This is a genomic window from Micromonospora sp. CPCC 205554 (genome assembly GCF_036902745.1).
Classification (GTDB): Bacteria; Actinomycetota; Actinomycetes; order Mycobacteriales; family Micromonosporaceae; genus Micromonospora; species Micromonospora tulbaghiae.
In genome coordinates, this window is sequence record NZ_JBAKHP010000009.1 from 44,699 (window position 1) to 61,196 (window position 16,498).

Here is a 16,498-nt window from a genome sequence, read left to right on the forward strand (position 1 = left end):
CCAACCTAAGGGAAGAATTGTCAGGTTAGAGGGGATTCGTGGTCACCCACCCTCCGCCGTGCCTCGACCGCCCGGCGGGTCTCCTCGTTCACCAGGTCCGCGTTGATCATCGCCGCGGTCCGGGCCCCGGCCGCCGCGGCAGCCCCGACCTGCGCCGACAGGTCGGTCACGTTGCCCGCGACCCACACCCCGGGCACATCGGTCCGCCCCGACTCGTCGGCCGGCAGGTACTCGCCCATCCCGCTGGGGTGCGGTTGCGGGCGCAGGCCCAGTCCGGCCAGGAACCCGGTGCGCGCCACCATCCGGGGCGCGACGGTCAGCACCTCGCGGCCGACCGTGCGGCCGTCGCGCAGACGTACCCCGGTCAGCCGGTCCCCGGCCGTCTCGACGGCCGCGATCTCACCCTCGACCACCTGCACGCCGCGCGCGGCGAGCTGCTCGGCCTGCTCGTCGGTGAGCGGCGGCGCGGTGTGCCGCAGGTAGACCACGTCGTCGCTCCACTGCCGGAACAGCAGCGTCTGGTGCACCGACATCGGGCCGGTGCCGATCACCCCGATCGGCCGCTCGCGCACCTCCCAGCCGTGGCAGTACGGGCAGTGCACCACGTCCCGTCCCCAGCGCTCGCGCAGGCCGGGCACGTCGGGCAGCTCGTCGACCAGGCCGGTGGCGACCAGCACGTGCCCGGCGCGGATCCGGCGGCCGTCGGCGAGCGCCACCTCGAACCCGTCGCCGTCGCGGTTCACCGTCTCGACCCGGCCCTCGGTCAGGTGCCCGCCGTAGCGGCGCACCTCGTCCCGGCCGCGTGCCAGCAGCTCGGCCGGCGGCAGACCGTCGTGCCCCAGCAGGGCGTGCACGCCGTCGGCGGGCGCGTTGCGGGGCTCACCCCCGTCCACCACCAGCACCGACCGGCGTGCCCGGGCGAGCATCAGCGCGCCGTTCAGCCCGGCCGCGCCGCCGCCGACCACCATTACCTCGTAGTTCTCGGTCATCGTGACCACCTCCGCGACCAGACTGCGGTCGAGGACGGCAAAGCTGCAAACTCTGTTGCTGATGTGGCAAACTGACAGGCATGGACGACGACCTCGACCAGGCCCTCGACGCGGTCGGCCCCCGGCTGCGCGCGCTGCGCCGCGAGCGGGAGACCACCCTCACCGATCTCTCCGCCGCCACCGGCATCTCGGTGAGCACCCTGTCCCGGCTGGAGTCCGGCGGACGCAAGCCCACGCTGGAGCTGCTGCTCCCGCTGGCCCGCGCACACGGCGTGACGCTCGACGAGCTGGTCGGCGCCCCGCCCACCGGCGACCCTCGCATCCACCTGCGGCCGGTCGCCGCGTACGGGATGACCATGCTGCCGCTCACCCGCCGGGCCGGCGGCATCCAGGCGTACAAGCTGATCATCCCGGCCGGCGGCCGGTCCGAGCCCGAGCCGAAGACCCACGAGGGGTACGAGTGGGTCTACGTGCTCAACGGACGGCTGCGGCTCGTGCTCGGCGAGCACGACCTGGTGCTCGAACCCGGTGAGGCGGCCGAGTTCGACACCCGCGTGCCGCACTGGTTCGGCCGCGCCGACAGCGAAGGGGTGGAGTTCCTCAGCCTCTTCGGCAGCCAGGGCGAACGCGCCCACCTGCGCGCCCGCCCTCGCACGGCCCGCTGAGACCGGCGCGCCGGTAACGCGCCCGCCGCGGCGCCGAGGGCGCGACGATCGGCGGGTGACCTATGCGGGCGTCGGCGGGCTGCGGATCTGGTACGAGGAGCACGGCACCGGCAAGCCGCTGGTCCTGCTGCACGGCGGATACGGGTCGACGGAGACGTTCGCGCCGGTCCGGCAGGCGCTGGCCGCGCGCCGCCGGCTGATCGCCGCCGACCTGCGGGGCCACGGCCGCACCGGCGGTCTGGACCGGCCGCTGCGGTACGAGTCGATGGCCGACGACGTCGCCGGGCTGCTGCGTCACCTCGGGCTGCCGCACGCCGACGTGCTCGGCTACTCGCTCGGGGGCGCGGTGGCCCTGCGTACCGCGATCCAGCACCCCGATCTGGTCCGCCGCCTGGTGCTCGTCTCCACGCCGTTCCGGCGGGGCGGCTGGTACCCGGAGACGCTGGCCGCGATGTCCGCCCACGACGAGCGGGCCGCCGAGCGCATGCGCGGCACCCCGCCGTACGAGCGGTACGCGCGGGTCGCGCCCCGCCCGCAGGACTGGCCCCTGCTCTGGGCCCGCAGCGGGGAACTGCTGCGGCGGGACTACGACTGGTCCGCCGAGGTGGCCGCGCTGCCGATGCCGGTGCTGCTGGTCTTCGCCGACGCGGACGAGATCCCGGTGAGCCACGCGGCGGAGTTCTTCGGCCTGCTCGGCGGCGGCCGGCGGGACGCGGGCGGCGACGGCGCCGGCCGTCCCGCGTCCCGGCTCGCGGTGCTGCCGTTCCTCACCCGTCCGGCCCGCGCCCCCGGCTGACTCACCCCACGAGCGCCGGGGCGCCGGCGCGCTCCGTCGTGCGGGGGCGCAGCAGCGCGTACGCGAGCACGACGGCGACCACCACGAGCCCCGCGCCGACCGCGAACGCCAGGTGGAATCCGCTGGTCAGCGCCGTGGCCCGGTCGTCGCCGAGGGCGACCCGGTCCGCGGTACGGGCGGCGGCCAGCGTGGACAGCACCGCGACGCCGAACGCCATGCCGAGTTGCTGGGTGGTGTTGAACAGCCCGGAGGCGAGACCGGCGTCCTCGGCGCGGGCGGCGGACATGCCGAGCGCGGTGAGCGCCGGCAGCACCAGCCCGAACCCGCCGGCGAGCAGCATCACCGGGAGCACGTCGCGCAGGTACCGGCCGTCCACCGGCACCCGGGCCAGCAGTGCGAACATGGCGGCGAGCAGCACGAGCCCGGCGATCAGCACGGCCCGCTCGCCGAAGCGGGCGTTGAGCCGGGCCGAGACGCCGAGCGACACCGTGCCGATGACGACAGCGGCCGGGAGCAGCGCCAGCCCGGTGCGCGTGGCGTCGTAGCCGAGCACCTGCTGGAGGTAGAGCGTGACGAGGACCTGGAACGCGAACGTCGCGGCCACGGTGAGGATCTGGACCAGGTTCGCCACGGCGACGCCGCGCGAGCGCAGGAGCCGCAACGGCATGAGCGGGCGGCGCGCGGTGGCCTGCCGGACCACGAAACCGGCGACGAGCGCGGCGGCGAGCGTGCCCAGGCCGAGCGTGTGCGGCGACGTCGCCCCGTACCGCTCGATCGTGACCACCGTGTAGATGCCCAGCACCAGCCCGGCGGTGACCAGCAGCGCGCCCGCCACGTCGGCCCCGGCGGCCAGGCCCAGGCCCCGGTCGGCGGGCAGCGTACGGACCGCGAGCGCGATCGTCGCCAGGCCGATCGGCAGGTTGATCAGGAAGATCCAGTGCCAGCCCAGCGCGTCGGTGAGCAGGCCGCCGGCGACCTGGCCGATGGCCGCCCCGGCCGCGCCGGTGAAGGCGAACACGGCGAACGCCCGCGCCCGCTCGGCGGCGTCGGGGAACAGCGTGACCAGGATGCCGAGGCTCACCGCTGTGGCCGCCGCGCTGCCGACGCCCTGGAGGAAGCGGGCCGCGACGAGCGTGGCGCCGTTCGCCGCCACCCCGGCCAGCACGGAGGCGGCGGTGAACAGCGCGGTGCCGCCGAGGAACATCGCCCGGCGCCCGACCAGGTCGCCGAGTCGGCCGGCGAGCAGGAGCAGGCTGCCGAACGCGATCAGGTACGCGTTGACCACCCAGCTCAGGCCGGCCGGGGAGAAGCGCAGGTCGCGCTGGATGGCCGGCATCGCCACGGTGACGATGCTGCCGTCGAGGATGGTCATCAGGGCGCCGGTGGCGAGCACGCCGAGGGCGAGCCGACGGGAGCGGGGAGCGGACATGGTGTCCTCCTGTCGAGAGGTGCGACAGGAGGGACCGTAGCGGATAGTTCCGTTACAGACAATCTATTGAGGGATTATTGGCGAGCCCGGCGTGCCGGTTTCGGGCTCTGCACCGGCGTGGCCAGGTGGCCGCCGGCCAGGCGCCGAAGCGCGCGCAGGAAGACCTCCCGCTCGTCGTCCGGCAGGCTCGCCAGCGCCTCGGCGTGCACCCGGTCGACGATCTCCTGGCTGCGCGCGGCGACCCGGGCACCCTCCTCGGTCACCGCGATGATCCGAGCCCGCCGGTCGGTACGCGCCGGACGCCGTTCGGCCAGCCCGGCCCGCTCCAGCGCGTCCACGGTGACGACCATCGTCGTCTTGTCCATGTCGCCCATCTCGGCGAGCTGGATCTGCGTACGCTCCTCGGGCAGCGCGTGCGCGAGCACGCAGTGCATCCGGGCGGTCAGCCCGATCTCGGCGAGCGCCGCCGCCACCCGGGTACGCAACACGTGGCTGGTGTGGTCGAGTAGGTACGACAGGTCCGGGGTGCTCATCCGCCCAGCGTACCGATGATTCCGTGCCGGATGATCCGGCTCGGACCCGGTCCGGACCCGGATACGATCTTGTGAGATGTCGTCGGTGAGAGAGGTTTGGTGCGGTGAGCGACGAGCACGGCAGGCAAGTGGTGGTGGGTTACGACGGTTCTCCGGCCGCTAGCGCCGCCATCGAGGCGGGCGCGCTGCTGTTCCCCGGCGCGCACGCGTGGATCGGGCATCTGTGGACGCCCCCCTTCGCCAGCGAGGAACTGCGCAAGCGGCTCTGGACCGGCACCCGCAACATCAACGTGTTCGTCGAGGCGATCGAGCGCGAGGGCGGCCGGGAGGCCGACCGGATGACGTCCGTCGGCGTGATGCTGGGCCGGGCCGCCGGCTGGGACGCCGAACCGCTCGTGTGCCGCAGCTACGGCGGTGAGGGTCTCCGCCTCGCCGAACTGGCCGACGAGAAGCAGGCCGACGTCCTGCTGCTCGGCTCGCGGGGCCTCGGCGGCGCCCGCGCGGTGCTCGGCAGCGTCTCCGACATGGCCGTGCACTACAGCCCGCGTCCCGTGCTCGTCGTGCCGCACCCGCTGCTGACCGACGAGTACGACGCGCTCGCCGCCGGACCGGTGGTGGTCGGCTGGGACGCCTCGGCCGGGTCCGAGGCCGCGCTCGCCGCCGCCCGCCGCCTCTTCCCGGAGCGGGAGATCGTCCTGGCCGCCGTGGACGGCGACGAGGAGGACGCGCCGGAGACGGTCGACGGGGTGACCACGGTGCGCGTACGCGCCGGCGGCGGCGCGCCCGGCCGCGCGGTGGCCGACGCGCTCTCCGCCGTCGCCACCGAGCGCAAGGCGAGTTTGGTCGTGGTCGGCTCGCGCGGCCGGACGGCGGTCCGCAAGATCCTGCTCGGCAGCGTCGCCATGGCCACGCTGCACCGCGCCCACCGGCCGGTGATGGTGGTCCCGCAGAGCCCGGTCCGCGAGGCCGAGTAGCGGTCACCCCGCGACGACTGGAACACCACGGGTGTCTCCCGGCCCGGGAGACACCCGTGGCGTTCCACCCCGGCGTCACCGATGCCTGCGGCGCAGCCGCCGGTACGCCGTCAGGCCACCGAGCGCCATCGGGCCCGCCCGCACCACGCCCGGCCGCCGGGGCCCGACGGCGGATCGGCCTCGCGGACCCGGCCGGCGTGCACCAGCGGGCGCTGGCACCCGTCGATGTGCGGGAACTATCCTCGGGCCACAAGCCAGTCGCCATCCGACGGAGTGGTCGATGCTGAAAGGTCTGGCAGCGGACCGGCACGCGCAGGGGGACAGCCGCCGGCTCAACCTCGGCGCGCTGCTGCGGCGCGTCCACCTGACCGGCCCGGTCACGCGCGTCGAGCTGGCCGAGTGGATGGGCGTCAACCGCAGCACGGTCATGGCACTCACGGCGGAACTGGCGGCGGCCGGCCTGGTCCGGGAGGTGGCGGCCGGTGGAAGCGGGCGGGCCGGGCGTCCGTCGCGTGTGGTGCGTCCCGCGTCCGACGCCGTCTACGTCCTCGCCTTCGACATAGCCGTGGACCGGCTGGTGGCCGCCCGCGTCGGGCTCGGCGGTGTGGTGTCGGCACGGCTGGAGGCGGAACGGCCACGGGCCGGGGCCGACCTCGACTCCGTGGTCTCGGTGCTCGCCGACTTCGGGCGGGCCCTGCACCACGCGGCGCCACCCGGGTCGGTGTGCGTGGGCGTGGGCGCCTCCTACTGCGGCATGATCCGGCCCGGCGACGGGATGGTCCGGTTCGGACCGGACATGGGGTGGGTGGACCAGGCGTTCGGCACCGAGCTGGCCGGGCGGCTGGACCTGGGCCTGCCCGTCCTGGTCGGCAACGAGGCACACCTCGGGGCGCTGGCCGAGCATCAGCGCGGCGCCGGCGTCGGCGTGCAGAACCTCGTCTACCTGCACGGTGACGTGGGTGTCGGCGGCGGGATCATCGTGGGCGGGGAGCTGCTCGACGGTGACGGCGGGTACGCCTCCGAGGTCGGGCACATGCTCGTGAACCCGTACCAGGGGCGACCCTGTGGTTGCGGCTCGCGCGGGTGCCTGGAGGCCGAGGTCGGCGAGCGGGCGCTGCTCGACGTCGCGGGCCGCCCGGCGCGGGAGAAGGGGCGCGAGGCGGTACGCGCGGTGGTCGCCGCCGCCGCTCAGGGGGAACCGGCCGCGCAGGACGCGCTGCGGCACATCGGTGACTGGCTGGGCATCGGCGTGGCGAACGTGATCAACCTGTTCAACCCCGGCGTGGTGATCTTCGGAGGCACGCTCAGCGAGGTCTTCCCGGTCTGCGCCGGTCACGTCCGCAGCCGGATCGCCGCCAACGTGCTGCCCATCTCCCGCGACAAGGCCCGCCTGCGCGTGTCCGCGCTCGGCTACGACGCGACCTTGATCGGCGCCGCCGAACTGGGCTTCTCACCCTTGTTCGCCGACCCCCTGGGCGTCCCCACCCCCGGCTGAGCCCGCGCCGCGCACCGCCGCGCGTCCAGCCCTCCTGAGCGCGTTGATCTTGCACTTCCGGCCCTGATAAAGCGCGCCAAAGGGGCATCGCGGGGGCCGAAACTGCAAGATCGCCGGGGCGGGCCGGGCCGGGGCGGGCCGGGGCGGGCCGGGGCGGGCCGGGGCGGGCCGGGGCGGGCCGGGGCGGGGTGGGGGCGGTCAGGGCGTGAGGCGGTGCGTCAGCCACGGGAGCAGTGCCTCGCCCTGGAGGCGCTGGAACGCGCGCACGGTCGGGATGCCGGGTGGTGGGGGCTGGCGGGCGCCGTCGAGGAAGAACCCGGTGAACCCGGCGAGCACTCCGGTCAGGTCGGCCGCGTCGACACCTGCGGTCAGCGCCTGGGCGGCCAGCAGCGCGTCGGGGTCGTGCCCGCCGTACACCTGCACGTTGACGACGGTGAGCAGCGTGTCCAGCCAGGCCGGCCCGCGACAGGCCCACGGCCAGTCGACGACGGTGACCGACCCGTCCGCGCCGAGCAACAGGTTGTCGGCGCGCACGTCGACGTGGCAGAGCGTGTCGCCGTCGAGCGCGGCCAGTCCCCGGTCGGCGGCGGCGCACAGCTCCGGCAGGTGGGACCGGACCCACGGGTCGAGGTCGGCCGGTGGGTCGGCGGCGAGGCGTCGCCACCCGTCGAAGTCGTGGGCGAGCCGTTCGGCGGCGGTGGGTACGGTCGCGGCGGCGGGCGCCGGGGTGAGCGCGGCGGCCATCGTCTCCAGCGTGGACAGCACGGCGGCCAGTTCGCCGGCCCGCCACGGGGTGGCCGGGTGCCGGCCCTCGACGTCGGCGAAGACGAGCGCGATCCAGTGGCCGTCGTCGTAGCCGCCGAGCAGCCGGGGCGCGGGCGCGTCCGGCGGCAGGGCGGCGGCGATCCGGGCCTCGGCGCGGTGCAGGTCGGGACTGCGGTCGTTCTGCGCCGGGCTGACCGCCTTGACGAAGGCCCGGCCACCGCCGGCGGTACGGACGCGGTCGGCGGTGCCGGGGGAGAAGCCGCCCGGCTGCGACAGCGCCGCCACCACCCGGTCGCCGAGGACGCCCTCGACGCCGTCGCGTACGTGCCCGGGCAGTTCGTGCCAGTGCAGCCGAGTCTTCGTCACGGTTCCACGGTGCGTGCCGCCCGCGGTCCGGGGCAACCGGGTTAACCGTTGCGCGTGTAGTGCAGGACGACCACGCCGGCGTCGAACGGGCGCGCCGAGGTGAGCGTGAGCCGTCGCGGGTCGAAGCCGCTGTCGACGAGCTTGATGCCGCTGCCGACGACCACCGGGTTGAGCTTGACCACCATCTCGTCGATCTCGTCGAGGAGCTGACCGGCGAGCTGCCCGCCGCCGCAGAGCCAGATGTCGCGCCCGGGGCGGTTCTTGAGGTCGCGGACGAGGGCCGCCGGGTCACCGTCGACGACGTGCACGTCCGGGTAGTCGGCCGGGGGCAGGGAGCGGCTGAACACGTACTGCTCCAGGTGGGCGTACGGGCTGGTGACGCCGAGCTTCAGGCCCGGCTCGTAGCTGCCGCGGCCCATCAGCACGGTGTCGAAGCGGCCGTTCGGCGGGGAGTCGATGCCGAGCTGGGCGTGGGCGAACGTGGGCAGCGTCTGGGGCCACTCGGCCACCAGGTGGGGCGCCAGGTCGGGCGTCAGCGGGAGGAAGTCGAACGTCCCGTCGGGCGCGGCGATGAAGCCGTCGAGGGTGCTGGCGACGAAGTACACGAGCTTGCGCAAACCGGCTCCGATGTCCGAGGTGATCCACGACGGCTGTCGTGGTTCGGCGATGAATGTACAACACCTGTCGTGGTTGTTGCTAGTGTGTTCGGGTGGCCAGGAATCCGGAACGCCGTACCCTGCTCGCCGACGCCGGGCTGCGGGTGCTCGCCGACGCGGGCGCGCGCGGGCTGACCCACCGGGCGGTCGACGCCGAGGCGGGCGTGCCCACCGGCACCACCTCGAACTACTTCCCGTCCCGCGCGGCGCTGCTCGCCGGCCTGGCCGAACGGATCTTCGACCGGATCGCGCCCGACCCGGCGGTGCTGGCCGACCTCGGCCGCCGCGAGCCGTCACTCGCGCTGATGACCGACTACCTGCGCGACATCGTCGCGCGCACCACCCGCGAGCCGGGCCTCACCCGGGCGCTGTTCGAGCTGCGGCTGGAGGCCGCGCGCCGGCCGGAGCTGCGGGCCGCGCTCGGCGGCGTGCTGCGCCGGGGGTACGCCGACGACGTCGCCCACCACGTCGCCGCCGGACTGCCCGGCGGGGCGTACGAGGTGGCACTGCTGCACTACGCGGTCGACGGGCTCCTGCTCGACCTGCTCACCACCTCGATCGACGCCGGGTTCGACACCGATCAGGTGGTCTCCGACCTCGTCTCCCGTCTGGTCGGCGACGCCACCGACTGAGCCACCTCGCCGTGCGTTAACCCGGGGCGGCCAGCGGGAACGCTGGCGCGGACGCCCCTGGGAAGGAGCAACGGATGAGGGAACGCACCGGACTGACCATCGGCGTGCTCGGCTCCTACGGCGGTCGCAACCTCGGCGACGAGGCGATCCTCACGGGCCTGCTGGACGATCTGCGCCGCCACGAGCCCAACGCCCGGATCATCGTCTTCTCCCGCAACCCGGCGCACACCGCGCTGGCCCACCCCGAGGTCGAGGCGGTGCCGTGGGAGGGCGTCAGCCGGGTCGACTCGTCCCCGGTGCTCAACCAGCTCGACCTGCTCATCCTCGGCGGCGGCGGGATCCTCTACGACAAGGAGGCCCGGCGCTACCTGCGGGTGGTCCGGGTCGCCCAGGAGCGAGGGCTGCCGCTGATCACGTACGCGGTCGGGGTCGGCCCGCTCACCGACACGCTGGACAGCGGCATGGTGCGCGAGACGCTGGCGCAGGCCGTCGAGGTGACGGTCCGGGACCAGGAGTCGCGGATGGTGCTGGAGGAGGCCGGACTGGTGAACCCGATCACCGTCACCGCCGACCCGGCGTTCCTGCTCGAACCGGAGGAGTTCCACCAGCAGTGGCTGCGCGAGGAGGGCGTACCGGCCGGCTCCCGGCTGGTCGGGCTCAGCGTGCGCGAACCGGGCCGGGCCGCCGAACGGCTCGACGTGGACGGCTACCACCGCCTGCTCGCCCAGATCGGTGACTTCCTGGTGCACCGGATCGACGCGTACGTGCTGTTCGTGCCGATGGAACGCGACGACATCCGGCACTCGCACGGCGTGCTGTCGCACATGACCGCCGCCGACCGGGGCCGGATCCTGCACGGCGACTACCGCCCGGCGCAGATCCTCGGGCTGATGCGCCACTTCGACCTCGCGGTCGGCATGCGGCTGCACTTCCTGATCTTCGCGGCCATGATGGGCACGCCGTTCCTGCCGCTGCCGTACGCCGGAAAGGTCTTCGACCTGGCCCAGCGGCTCGGTGTGCCGGCGCTGCGCGGCGTGGAACGGGAGGTGGAGGGCCCGTTGCTGGCCGAGGTGGACCGGTTGTGGGACGAGCGGGCGGCCCGGGCCGACGAGACCGCGCGCCGGGTCGCGGAGGTCTGCGAGCAGGCGCGCGGCACCTCACAGGTGACCCGCAGCGTGCTGGACAGCATCCGGGCGCGCACGCTGACGCCGGCGGTGTGAGCCGGGCCGTCAGACCGCCGGGCCGCGCCAGGCGTAGACCCACTCCCGGCCCGGCTGGTCGTCCGACTCCAGCTCGTAGATCTGCGCCTCCGCGAGTCCCTTCGACCCGAGGTGGTGGTGGGTCAGTGGCGGGCGGCCGTTGACGTCCAGCTCGACGGTGACGGTCTCGCCGTCGGCCGCGCCGCCCACCAGAGGGATCTGCACCGTGGAAGCCATGCGCCCATCCTGCCCCGGCCGGCCCGACCGCGCAGGGGATCACGCGGGGCAGCGGGCCGGGCACACCGCGTACTAGGGTCCGGAGATGGCGCACCCGACGATCGATCCGGCACTCGGTCCGGTCCTCGCCCGCACGGGCGACGAACGGGCGATCCTCGACGCGTTCCTCGACTTCCACCGTGCCAACGTGCTGCGCAAGGCGCGCGGCCTGACCGACGCCGACGCCGCCCGGCGTCTGGTGCCATCGCTGACCACCCTCGCCGGGCTGCTCAAGCACCTGACCCTGGTCGAGGGGAACTGGTTCCGCTGCCTGTTCGCCCCCGAGCCGGGCGACGTCTACGTGACCTCCCAGGCCGACGCCGACGCCAGCTTCACGCTCCGCCCGGGCGAGACGGTCGAGGCGCTCGCCGCCGCTTACGAGGCGGCCTGCGACCGGTCCCGCCGGGTCGCCGCGCGGTTCGACCTCGGCCACGTGGTGCCGCACCCGCAGCTCGGTGAGGTGTCGCTGCGCTGGGTGCTGGTGCACCTGATCGAGGAGACCGCCCGGCACGCCGGGCACGCCGACATCCTGCGCGAGCTGACCGACGGCGAGACCGGCTCGATCTGAGGGGTCACTCGCGGGGCAGCAGCCCGTCCGGGTACTCCATCCCGTCGTACGTGCAGGCGGCGGCCGCCACCCGCGCGGCGTACCGGGCCGCGTCGAGGACGTCCGCGCCGCGCAGCCGGGCGGCGATCACCCCGGCCGCGAAGGCGTCCCCGGCGCCGTTGGTGTCCACCACCGGTCCGGGCGGGGTGGCGGCGGGCACGTGCGCGGGCGGCGCGCCGGGGGTGTGCAGCGTCGCGCCGGCCGCCCCGCCGGTGACCAGCACCGTGCGCGGCGCCAGCCGGGCCGCCTCCGCCGCGGCCCGCTCGCCGAGCCGCGTGTCGCTGACGAAGACCAGGTCCGCGATCCGGGCGAACGGGCGGTGGTAGTCGTTCTCGCCGTCCCAGTCGTGCAGATCGGTGGAGACCGACGTGGCGGCGCGCAGCACCGCCAGCGAGTCCCGGGCCCAATCCATGATCGAAAGGTGGACGTGGGTCGCCTCGGCGACGAGCGCGGCAAGCTCCGCCTCGCCGAACGGCGCCGGCCCCGACCACGGACGCGGGTCGTGCAGCGACATCCGCCGCCCCGCCGGGTCGACCAGGTTCACCGAGCGGCGGGTGCCGGCCGGCGCGTCGGCGAGCGTGGTCCGGATCGAGGTACGCGCCAGCGCCGCCCGCACCACGTCACCGGCCGGGTCGGCGCCCAGCACGTCGACGAGCGTCACCCGCAGGCCGAGCGCGTGCGCGGCCAGGGCCACCCCGGCGCCGGTGTTGCCGATCCGCAGATCGATCGGCGGCACCAGCAGCGAGTCGGCGACGGGCGGCGGCAGGGCGGGTACCCGGGCGCGGACGTCCACGCCGAGCCCGCCGATCACGAGAAGGTCGACCATGGCGCCGACGATAGCGACGCCCGGCGGCCTATTCTGACTCCCCGGGCGCCGTCTTCGGCGCCCCGGCGTCGGCGAGGGGGAGCAGTGCTGGTCATCCACGGGATGTGGCTGCCCGGCGCCGGGCTCGCCCTGTGGGCCGAGGACAGCACGCTTCCGGCCCGCGCGCCCCGCCGTCCCGGCCGCGTCCCGCGCGAACGTCCGCACCCGTTCGCCGCCGGTCACGCCACGCTCGCCGCCGCGCTCGGCGTGCCGGGCGAGCCGATCTCCGTACTGCTGGACCTGCCGACCCGGGCCGGCTCGCCGCTGGACTCGCCGGAGCTGGTCCGGGCCACCGTCGGGGAACCGGTCCGCGGCCCGGTCACCCGCGCCGGATGGCGGGCTCCCGCCCTGGCGTACGCCCCGGACGACGCGTACGCGCTGCTGCGCGCGCCGATGCCGGGCCCGGTCGGGGCGAGCCTGCGTCACCTGTGCGAGCTGGCCGACTTCGCCGCCGATCTGGTCGTACGCGGCCGTCTGCTTCCGGTCGCGCTGGAGGCGTACCCCCGTGGTGTGCCCGACGGCGGGTCGGCCGCGACCGGCGGGCGGACCTCGGCGCGGCGGGCGCCGGCAGCCTCGGGAGCGGCCGGCTCGGGCGTGGCGGGTGCGGCCCCGGGCGCCGCGGGGTCCGGGCGGCGGTTGCGAGTCGTGGGCGCGGACGACGTGGCGACCGGGTTGGCGCTCTGGCGGCCGCTGCTCACCGGCACCGACGCGACCTGGGCGCGTGACCTGGCGCTGGCGTTGCCACCGGCGGCCCGCGCCGCCCGGGAATGGCGGGACAGCGGCGGTGCGGGCGTTCCGGCGGACGACGCGTGGGCCGGGCGGGCCGACGACATCGGAGCCGGTGAGCTGGTCGCGGAGGCGCTGGACGGACTGGTCGACGCCGCCGCCCGGGTGGCGCTCGCCGGCACCCGGCTGCACCGGGGGATGCGCCCGGTCGGCGCGGTGCCGCGCTGGCTGGCCGCGCTGACCGGCCCGGCACGCGCCTTCCCGGCCGAGCCGGCCGCGCTGGCCACGCTGCGCGAGGAACTGGACGCGTGGCAGCGCGACGCCGCGGGCGGCGCGGTACGGGCCACGTTCCGCCTCGTCGAGCCGACCGTCGACCCGGTCGCCGAACTGGTCGAGGACGCCGTCTGGCGGGTCGAGTTCGGCCTGCACCCGGCCGACGAGCCGGGGCTCGTGGTGGACGCCGCGCACATCTGGCAGCGACCCGCGCCGGCGCTCGCCGCCCGTGGCGTGGAGCCACAGGAGACGCTCCTGGCGGAGCTGGGCCGGGCCAGCCGGCTGTGGCCCGAGGTGGACGCCGCGCTGCGCACCGCCGTGCCCGAAGGCATGGAGCTGGACGCCGACGGCGCGCACCGGTTCCTGCGCGAGGGCGCGCCGGTGCTGCACGCGGCCGGTTTCGGGGTGCTGCTGCCGTCGTGGTGGCGGCGGTCCTCGTCCCGGCTGGGGGCGCGGCTGCGGGCGCGCAGCCGTACCGCGCCGGGCGCGGTGGCCACCACCGCCGGGAAGCTGGGGCTGGACGCGCTCGTCGACTACCGCTGGGAGCTGGCGCTCGGTGACCAGCCGCTGACCGCCGAGGAACTGGCGTCGCTGGCCGACCTGAAGTCGCCGCTGGTCCGGCTGCGCGGCCGGTGGGTCGAGCTGGACCCGCAGCGGCTGGAGGCCGGGCTGAAGCTGCTGCGGTCCTCCGGCGAGCTGACGGTGGCCGACCTGCTCCGGATGGGACTGTCCGGTGACGACGGTGCCGGTGAACTGCCGGTGCTGGACGTGGTCGCCGACGGGGCACTGGGCGAACTGCTCGCCGGTGAGGCGGAGCGGCGGCTCACCCCGGCCGACCCGCCGCCGGGCTTCACCGGGACGCTGCGGCCGTACCAGCGGCGCGGGCTGGCCTGGCTGGCGTTCCTCCAGTCGCTCGGGCTCGGCGGGATCCTCGCCGACGACATGGGCCTGGGCAAGACCGTGCAACTGCTCGCGCTGCTCGCCGGTGACCCGCCGGAGGCCGGGCCGACACTGCTGGTCTGCCCGATGTCGCTCGTCGGCAACTGGCAGCGGGAGGCGGCGAAGTTCGCGCCCGGGCTGCGCGTGCACGTGCACCACGGCGCCGAACGTGCCCGGGGCGAGGGCTTCGCCGCCGCCGTGCAGGAGGCGGACCTGGTGCTCACCACGTACTCGGTGGCCGCCCGCGACGCGTTCGAGCTGGCCGGTGTCGACTGGCACCGAGTGGTGGTGGACGAGGCGCAGGCGATCAAGAACGCCGCGACCCGGCAGGCCGAGGCCGTCCGGTCGCTGCCCGCGCGGCACCGGGTCGCGGTCACCGGTACGCCGGTGGAGAACCGGCTCGCCGACCTCTGGTCGATCATGCAGTTCGCGAATCCGGGGCTGCTCGGACCGGCCGCGACGTTCCGCAAGCGCTTCGCCGAACCGATCGAGCGGCACGGCGACGCCGAGGTGGCCGAGCGGCTGCGCCGGATCACCGGCCCGTTCGTGCTGCGCCGCCTCAAGACCGACCCGACGATCATCACCGACCTGCCGGAGAAGCTGGAGATGGAGGTGGTCTGCAACCTCACCGCCGAGCAGGCCGCCCTCTACCGCGCAGTGGTCGACGACATGATGGCGAAGATCGAGTCCAGCGACGGGATCGAACGGCGCGGGCTGGTGCTGGCCACCATGACCCGGCTCAAGCAGGTCTGCAACCACCCGGCCCAGCTCCTGCACGACGGCTCCACGCTGGACGGCCGGTCCGGCAAGCTGGAACGCCTCGACGAGATCGTCGACGAGGTGCTCGCGGCGGAGGAGAAGGCGCTGCTGTTCACCCAGTACGCCGAGTTCGGCGGCATGCTGCGCGGGCACCTGTCGGCGCGTACCGGCCGGGAGGTGCTGCTGTTGCACGGCGGCGTCGGCAAGGCCGAACGGGACGCCATGGTGACCCGGTTCCAGTCGCCGCAGGGGCCGCCGCTGTTCGTCCTGTCGCTCAAGGCCGGCGGCACCGGGCTCACCCTGACCGCCGCCAACCACGTGGTGCACGTGGACCGGTGGTGGAACCCGGCCGTCGAGGACCAGGCCACCGACCGGGCGTTCCGCATCGGACAGCGCCGCCGGGTCCAGGTCCGCAAGTTCGTCTGCGCCGGCACCGTCGAGGAGAAGGTGGCCGCGATGATCGCCGACAAGCGCAGCCTGGCCCGGTCGGTGGTGGGCAGCGGCGAGCAGTGGGTCACCGAGCTGTCCACCGACACGCTGCGCGACCTGTTCCGGCTGGAGTCCGGGGCGGTGGTCGAGTGAGCCCCGGTTTTGACGACTACGGTCCGCCGCTGCGCGTCGAGGGCGGCCTGCGGGCGCGCAGCGCCAGGGGCGCGATCGGGCAGTCCTGGTGGTCCCGGCGCTTCGTGGAGGTGCTGGAGTCGTTCGCGCTCGGCTCCCGGCTCACCCGCGGCCGGGCGTACGCGCGCCGGGGGCAGGTGCTCCGGCTGGACGTGTCGCCTGGAACGGTCACCGCCGAGGTCCAGGGATCCCGGCCGCGGCCCTACCCGGTACGGATCGGGCTGGCCGCGTACCCGGAGGAGACCTGGCGGCGGATCGAGGCCGAGCTGGCCGGGCAGGCTTTCTTCAGCGCCCGGCTGCTCGCCGGTGACCTGCCGGCCGAACTGGAGGAGCTGTTCACCGAGGCGGGCGCGCCGCTGTTCCCGGCCGCGATCGACGAGCTGGACCAGAACTGCGGCTGCCCCGACTTCGCGGTGCCGTGCAAACATCTGGCGGCCACGTTCTACCTGCTCGCCGAGGCGTTCGACGCCGACCCGTTCCACCTGCTGCACTGGCGTGGCCGGTCCCGCGCCGAGCTGCTCGACCGGCTGCGTACGCTGCGCGGCGCCCACCCGGGCGGCCCGGATGCCGGGCCGGAGTCGGCCGTGGACGCCGGACCGGAGCCGGGCGCGACGAACGGCGTGCCGGTGGCCGGCGCGGCGCGCGCCCTGGCCGGGCTGCCGGCGGTCGAGCCGGATGCCGAGCTGGACCGGTTCTGGCTGGTGCCGGTGGCGCTGCCGGATCGGCCGCCCACGCTCGCCACCGGCCCGGAGCTGCTGCTGCGCCAGCTCGGACCACCCGGGGCCGCGGTCGGCGGGCCGGGTCTGGCCGAACGGCTGCGCCGGGCGTACCGGGAGTTCAGTCGCGGCGAAGCCGCGCCCCCCAGGGAGTTCAGTCGCGGCGAAGCCGCGCCCCCCAGCGAGGCCGACGACGGGGAACGGTGAACGTCCCCGC

General features: G+C 75.1%; 16 protein-coding genes. 9 read left to right on the top strand and 7 right to left on the bottom strand.

The genetic code is table 11. The features are described 5' to 3' along the window. Window positions 1–20 precede the first annotated feature (20 nt). Window positions 21–989 carry an NAD(P)/FAD-dependent oxidoreductase gene (locus V6U82_RS14680; RefSeq protein ID WP_334461517.1) on the bottom strand — a complete coding sequence of 323 codons (969 nt, stop codon included), beginning with the start codon at window positions 987–989 and terminating at the stop codon, window positions 21–23. 80 nt (window positions 990–1,069) lie between these two features. On the opposite strand from V6U82_RS14680, the gene V6U82_RS14685 reads away from it, so the two are divergent. Further along, window positions 1,070–1,654, top strand: coding sequence for a helix-turn-helix domain-containing protein (locus V6U82_RS14685; RefSeq protein ID WP_128138162.1), 585 nt, complete (start codon window positions 1,070–1,072; stop codon window positions 1,652–1,654). Between the two features lie 55 nt (window positions 1,655–1,709). Beyond that, window positions 1,710–2,450, top strand: a complete 741-nt coding sequence (locus tag V6U82_RS14690; protein WP_334461520.1) for an alpha/beta fold hydrolase — start codon at window positions 1,710–1,712, stop codon at window positions 2,448–2,450. A 1-nt stretch (window position 2,451) separates the two neighbouring features. On the opposite strand, the gene V6U82_RS14695 is transcribed toward V6U82_RS14690, so the two are convergent. Continuing rightward, on the bottom strand, window positions 2,452–3,879 hold the full coding sequence (locus V6U82_RS14695; protein ID WP_334461522.1) for an MFS transporter: 1,428 nt from the start codon (window positions 3,877–3,879) through the stop codon (window positions 2,452–2,454). A gap of 74 nt (window positions 3,880–3,953) precedes the next feature. Next, complete coding sequence (locus V6U82_RS14700; RefSeq protein WP_120568655.1) at window positions 3,954–4,412, bottom strand: MarR family winged helix-turn-helix transcriptional regulator; 459 nt, start codon at window positions 4,410–4,412, stop codon at window positions 3,954–3,956. Window positions 4,413–4,516: 104 nt separating this feature from the next. Between V6U82_RS14700 and V6U82_RS14705 the strand changes: the two genes are divergently transcribed. Together V6U82_RS14705 and V6U82_RS14710 are read left to right on the top strand one after the other, a co-directional pair. After that, a complete protein-coding gene (locus V6U82_RS14705; protein WP_334461525.1) occupies window positions 4,517–5,386 on the top strand; it encodes a universal stress protein in 870 nt (289 codons plus the stop codon). 280 nt (window positions 5,387–5,666) lie between these two features. Beyond that, on the top strand, window positions 5,667–6,881 hold the full coding sequence (locus V6U82_RS14710; protein ID WP_334461527.1) for an ROK family transcriptional regulator: 1,215 nt from the start codon (window positions 5,667–5,669) through the stop codon (window positions 6,879–6,881). A 198-nt stretch (window positions 6,882–7,079) separates the two neighbouring features. Here the strand turns inward: V6U82_RS14710 and V6U82_RS14715 are convergent, their stop codons facing one another. Both V6U82_RS14715 and V6U82_RS14720 read right to left on the bottom strand, forming a co-directional pair. Further along, entirely contained in the window at window positions 7,080–8,012 is a 933-nt protein-coding gene (locus V6U82_RS14715; protein WP_334461530.1) for a phosphotransferase family protein, read from the bottom strand. Window positions 8,013–8,053: 41 nt separating this feature from the next. Next, window positions 8,054–8,629, bottom strand: a complete 576-nt coding sequence (locus tag V6U82_RS14720) for a dihydrofolate reductase family protein (RefSeq protein WP_334461532.1) — start codon at window positions 8,627–8,629, stop codon at window positions 8,054–8,056. 92 nt (window positions 8,630–8,721) lie between these two features. On the opposite strand from V6U82_RS14720, the gene V6U82_RS14725 reads away from it, so the two are divergent. After that, window positions 8,722–9,300, top strand: a complete 579-nt coding sequence (locus tag V6U82_RS14725) for a TetR/AcrR family transcriptional regulator (protein ID WP_334461534.1) — start codon at window positions 8,722–8,724, stop codon at window positions 9,298–9,300. 74 nt (window positions 9,301–9,374) lie between these two features. Then, window positions 9,375–10,520 (top strand): polysaccharide pyruvyl transferase family protein, encoded by a 1,146-nt coding sequence (locus tag V6U82_RS14730; RefSeq protein WP_334461536.1) that lies wholly within the window; start codon window positions 9,375–9,377, stop codon window positions 10,518–10,520. A gap of 9 nt (window positions 10,521–10,529) precedes the next feature. Here V6U82_RS14730 and V6U82_RS14735 read toward each other — a convergent pair whose 3' ends face one another. Beyond that, entirely contained in the window at window positions 10,530–10,736 is a 207-nt protein-coding gene (locus V6U82_RS14735) for a hypothetical protein (protein WP_128138808.1), read from the bottom strand. An 85-nt stretch (window positions 10,737–10,821) separates the two neighbouring features. On the opposite strand from V6U82_RS14735, the gene V6U82_RS14740 reads away from it, so the two are divergent. Next, window positions 10,822–11,343, top strand: a complete 522-nt coding sequence (locus tag V6U82_RS14740; RefSeq protein ID WP_334461538.1) for a DinB family protein — start codon at window positions 10,822–10,824, stop codon at window positions 11,341–11,343. Between the two features lie 4 nt (window positions 11,344–11,347). Here V6U82_RS14740 and V6U82_RS14745 read toward each other — a convergent pair whose 3' ends face one another. Next, window positions 11,348–12,208 (bottom strand): carbohydrate kinase family protein, encoded by an 861-nt coding sequence (locus V6U82_RS14745; protein WP_334461539.1) that lies wholly within the window; start codon window positions 12,206–12,208, stop codon window positions 11,348–11,350. An 84-nt stretch (window positions 12,209–12,292) separates the two neighbouring features. On the opposite strand from V6U82_RS14745, the gene V6U82_RS14750 reads away from it, so the two are divergent. Together V6U82_RS14750 and V6U82_RS14755 are read left to right on the top strand one after the other, a co-directional pair. Beyond that, window positions 12,293–15,526 carry a DEAD/DEAH box helicase gene (locus tag V6U82_RS14750; protein ID WP_334461540.1) on the top strand — a complete coding sequence of 1,078 codons (3,234 nt, stop codon included), beginning with the start codon at window positions 12,293–12,295 and terminating at the stop codon, window positions 15,524–15,526. Then, the gene (locus V6U82_RS14755; RefSeq protein WP_334461541.1) at window positions 15,523–16,488 is read left to right on the top strand and encodes an SWIM zinc finger family protein; all 966 of its coding nucleotides are present in this window, start codon (window positions 15,523–15,525) and stop codon (window positions 16,486–16,488) included. Before V6U82_RS14750 ends, V6U82_RS14755 begins: the two co-directional genes overlap by 4 nt. Window positions 16,489–16,498 lie beyond the last annotated feature (10 nt).

Bases quoted from the DNA above. Each gene is read 5' to 3' on its own strand.
- V6U82_RS14680 (WP_334461517.1), bottom strand. From the start codon at position 989: ATGACCGAGAACTACGAGGTAATGGTGGTCGGCGGCGGCGCGGCCGGG.
- V6U82_RS14685 (WP_128138162.1), top strand. From the start codon at position 1,070: ATGGACGACGACCTCGACCAGGCCCTCGACGCGGTCGGCCCCCGGCTG.
- V6U82_RS14695 (WP_334461522.1), bottom strand. From the start codon at position 3,879: ATGTCCGCTCCCCGCTCCCGTCGGCTCGCCCTCGGCGTGCTCGCCACC.
- V6U82_RS14700 (WP_120568655.1), bottom strand. From the start codon at position 4,412: ATGAGCACCCCGGACCTGTCGTACCTACTCGACCACACCAGCCACGTG.
- V6U82_RS14710 (WP_334461527.1), top strand. From the start codon at position 5,667: ATGCTGAAAGGTCTGGCAGCGGACCGGCACGCGCAGGGGGACAGCCGC.
- V6U82_RS14730 (WP_334461536.1), top strand. From the start codon at position 9,375: ATGAGGGAACGCACCGGACTGACCATCGGCGTGCTCGGCTCCTACGGC.
- V6U82_RS14735 (WP_128138808.1), bottom strand. From the start codon at position 10,736: ATGGCTTCCACGGTGCAGATCCCTCTGGTGGGCGGCGCGGCCGACGGC.
- V6U82_RS14740 (WP_334461538.1), top strand. From the start codon at position 10,822: ATGGCGCACCCGACGATCGATCCGGCACTCGGTCCGGTCCTCGCCCGC.
- V6U82_RS14745 (WP_334461539.1), bottom strand. From the start codon at position 12,208: ATGGTCGACCTTCTCGTGATCGGCGGGCTCGGCGTGGACGTCCGCGCC.